The sequence below is a fragment of the Pseudovibrio sp. POLY-S9 genome (assembly GCF_001431305.1).
Lineage (GTDB): Bacteria > Pseudomonadota > Alphaproteobacteria > Rhizobiales > Stappiaceae > Pseudovibrio.
Genome location: NZ_LCWX01000248.1, coordinates 41406 through 45008 on the forward strand (window position 1 = coordinate 41406; position 3603 = coordinate 45008).

General features: G+C 53.1%; 4 protein-coding genes. 1 reads left to right on the forward strand and 3 read right to left on the reverse strand.

Translation table 11 applies throughout. The annotated features are described in order from the left end of the window. Positions 1-618 precede the first annotated feature (618 nt). The gene (locus PPL9_RS28435; RefSeq protein ID WP_057465877.1) at positions 619-1461 is read left to right on the forward strand and encodes a hypothetical protein; all 843 of its coding nucleotides are present in this window, start codon (positions 619-621) and stop codon (positions 1459-1461) included. A gap of 12 nt (positions 1462-1473) precedes the next feature. Here PPL9_RS28435 and PPL9_RS28440 read toward each other — a convergent pair whose 3' ends face one another. The 3 genes from PPL9_RS28440 to PPL9_RS34555 all read right to left on the reverse strand — a co-directional run. After that, the gene (locus tag PPL9_RS28440; protein WP_057465878.1) at positions 1474-2064 is read right to left on the reverse strand and encodes a hypothetical protein; all 591 of its coding nucleotides are present in this window, start codon (positions 2062-2064) and stop codon (positions 1474-1476) included. Continuing rightward, complete coding sequence (locus PPL9_RS28445; protein ID WP_057465879.1) at positions 2061-2762, reverse strand: DUF1214 domain-containing protein; 702 nt, start codon at positions 2760-2762, stop codon at positions 2061-2063. The genes PPL9_RS28440 and PPL9_RS28445 overlap by 4 nt, the downstream gene beginning before the upstream one ends. Next, a partial coding sequence (locus PPL9_RS34555; protein ID WP_280139089.1) for a penicillin-binding transpeptidase domain-containing protein occupies positions 2759-3603 on the reverse strand: 845 nt, incomplete at its 5' end. The genes PPL9_RS34555 and PPL9_RS28445, both read right to left, overlap by 4 nt.

Genomic DNA, 3603 nt, shown 5'->3' on the forward strand with positions numbered 1-3603 from the left:
GGCACAACAGGTGCGCTACCTTCAATCGACTTGCCGCAGTGGCTGATGACAGGTGCTGCAGCGCTAACTCCTCATACATATGAGAGCTTGCATGAGAATGGCCGGTTTGAGCAAAAGCCTCTGTTGCTGCAATTAAGAGTTGAGACCTGTCTTCCATGAGTGAAGGAACCTGTATACGCAAAACAATGATTTCTCGATGTTTTTCGCAATCGCCAGAAATACACAGCGACACATATGACATCGAATATAATTACTAGCTAAATTTAGGAGCAAATGCTTTACAGCTCATTAACTGAAACTCCGCTTAACTGAGGCTTGGAAGAACCACGGAATTGACCGGTAAATGTGCCAGAGGACAAACGATGGGTACACTTCATTATCTCGTGACTGAGCGGTCTCGCAGGCAACCCTTAGAGATACGCAGAGGCTTTGATCGTCAGCTTTCATCAGCCCAGATCCATATATTCCCGGGTGTCTACAAAATGCCGTCAGGATTAGCCTGCCGCAGCAGAGTTGGCGTTATTCGCGTTGTAGAAGAGCACTCGGAATACGAGAGGGACTAGCTTCCTACGTTCTTTGCCTGTATCTCCATTGCTGCAAGCAGTGGGATTGTGAGTCATGGGCGAGTTCGGGAAAACAGAGTTGATCAGCAAAGGTCGGGCCTTTGCGACTTGTCTCCTTCTTGTATCTTCAACCAGCTTGCTGTTGTCGGCCTGCGCCAAACCCACTGGAGATTTTGGCCGAGCAAAGCCAAATTTCCTCCATGACCGCGTCGCGGAAGATCTGGGCATGCTCTACCGCTATTCCCAGAAGCAAGACGTCTCCAACCTCAATTTGACAGATCAGGAAAATGAACTGCGCGATCGCGGATGGACGCTGGTTGTTCCTCCGGCCTCTGAGGATTGGATTGGAGCCAACAAGGCTCAGTTGGAACGTCAGGGTTTTTTGAAAGATCCATATGCTGCGATCAATCCGTCAAACTATTACGTTTATCTGCGCTCGGATAAATACCGCTCCAGCGAAACGCGTTATACCCGCCTGATTGATGACATGAGGTCTGATCAAAAGCTCCTCCTGCCGTTTTGCAAAATTGCCCGTCAGGTTCTGGTGAGTGATCATGAGCGTCTGGAGGCACTGAATCGCCAAACTCAGGTGAACCCGCAGTTTACAACGGGAGTTAAGGCGAGGGTACGCGAGAACAAGGCCTTCGTAGACTGGGTACTCCGCGCCACAGGCCGCCGCCTGCAGGCCTATCAGATCGCCATCAACGCGCTGGAAGTGGAAACCCCGTCTGCTCAGCAAATCTGGGACGCGAGCAAAGGCTATGAGCAGCTGCGTCGCACCTACGAAGAACTGCCTGCCAAATGTTATGCTGAGGTCAAACGTCCGGCAGAACAGGTCGAAAAACCGTCCCGCATCTTTACCGGATGGGGTTTAGAGAGCCCCGTCCCGCAAAAATAGCCGGGTGGTGCTCTAAATCTTTGGCAGATCAGAGCAAGTTGCAGATCGCAGCGCGGCGGAGATCTGTGGCAGATACGCGTTGGACGGCGCAAAGGCACGGAACAGCGCAAACCCCCTCAGCTCATTCGTCTCAACCACAATCATCTCTTCCAGGTCTTCTGGCGGGTTCTCACGCAGGATCGAAAGCTGCTGCGGTGTCAGCACCAGCATGCGCACAGCTTCACCCTCAGACGTCTTGTCATTGAGACTGTAAGTCACCTGTCCCTTTTCGTTGAACAGGCCAAGAGACCAGAACGGAGAGGGAGCAAAAGCGCTCACAATCAGCGGCCCGTTCTCAAGGGAATAACGACAGATCGCATGGCGCATAGATGGATCAAGATCCGGCAGAGGCTCACTGCGTGGCAGGATCGGTGGCAGCATCTGAAAACTGCGATCTGCACCAAAGCCGCCAACGCGTTCATAGGGGGAATGCGGAACATAAGCGGGAACGCTCAAAACAATGGCCACATGAATTATCCCCGCGATGAGCAATCCGCCGACGCCCCATAAAATCCAGCGGGGGGAAATGTAAAGGTCCTGCAGTTTTTTGAGGAGATCATTCATTTGCAGCTCACCAATTCAACAGCAGGCATCACAGGGGCACTCAAACCGGCACCCGTGGTGTAGGGGATATCGTAAAGACGCATGGTAAACACCAGCCCGTTACTCCCCCCGGTTGGCAACCAGTTCCCCGGCCGGGCTTCAGGAGAAACCTGTATTGCAAACGCGCCTGTGTGATCCGTTAAAATGCCATGGCTATGCAAGGAGGCGCGACCGGCATCAGTCGCCAGCAGCTCTAGGGCGTTGTTCAAAGCAGTAATGGTCCAAAGCCGTGTAGTTGGCACTTTACCGGCAATTCGGTAATTGCACTGGGGGTCTAGTGCCCGTCCGCTGTCATCGAAGGCAGCGTAAAACGCAATGCCTTCACCGCTTCCAAGCGGCACGCGCCCGGTTCGTGCAAAAATAGCTGTACTGTAAGGATCACTGTCAAACGTCCCTGCATGCGGGTGCGCAACCCACACACCGCTTTCCAGTGCACTGAACGGAGAGCCTCTGTTGAGCGACAGATAAGCACTGCCTATCCCCACGATCAAAGCAATCATGATGGAGAATAAAAACGGCCCGAACGAGAAAAACGGGGCTTTGAAAAGCAATGGCGAAATATGAGGCCAAGGCTTTTGCCAGGAGGTCTCTCCATCAAAAATCTGGGTGGTTTCTGGTTCACGAACCGCCACCAAAGGCATGTGAGGGGTGTGTGTCATCGGGTATAAGTCACATCCGCCTTTGCGTCAGAGCCCAGTTGGGCCTGCACGTTTGACTGAGAAATACTGTTGAATGGAAGCGCACGCAGCCGCTTCCCAAGCGCTTCCAGAACTTGCTGTGATGTTCTGTTGAGCAGTTCTGGCGGGCCAGTCACCTCAACATCACTGAGACCATTCGCGGCAATAACATCCTTACCTTCAGGCGGCTCCACACCGGGCATAGCTTTCAGCTCCAACCCCTGGTGCGCATACTTCATAAAGTTGCCCCAGGTCATCGCAGGCAAGCTACCCCCGGTCATGCGTCGTGAGGAGGAGAAGTCGTCGTTTCCGTACCAGACTGCAGCCGCAAGGTTGCCCGTGTAGCCAATGAACCAGGCATCGCGATAAGCCTGTGTTGTACCAGTCTTACCGGCTGCAGTAATCCCATCCAGCCGGGCACGTCGGCCAGTGCCACGTTCCACCACATTCACCAGGATATCATTCATCATAGACACCTTATCAAACGGCAGAATCCGCAGAGAAGGGCCAGCGTCACGATCATGGTTGTAAAGCAGCTCACCTTTTGAATTACGCAACTCTAATATGGCGTAGGGGTCAATTTTCTTCCCGCCAGCCGCGAAGGCCGCATAGGAACTTGTCATATCAAGAACCGTAACCTCAGAGACTCCAAGCGGCATAGCACGGGTAATGCGCAGTTCGCTGTTGATCCCCATCATGTAGGCGGTGGTTGCAATCTTATCGCGCCCGATGGCCTGTGCCAGACGAACTGGAATGGTATTGATTGACTTGGTCAAAGCCGTCTTCAGCGTCACAGCACCTGCATAGCTGCGGGTATAATTGC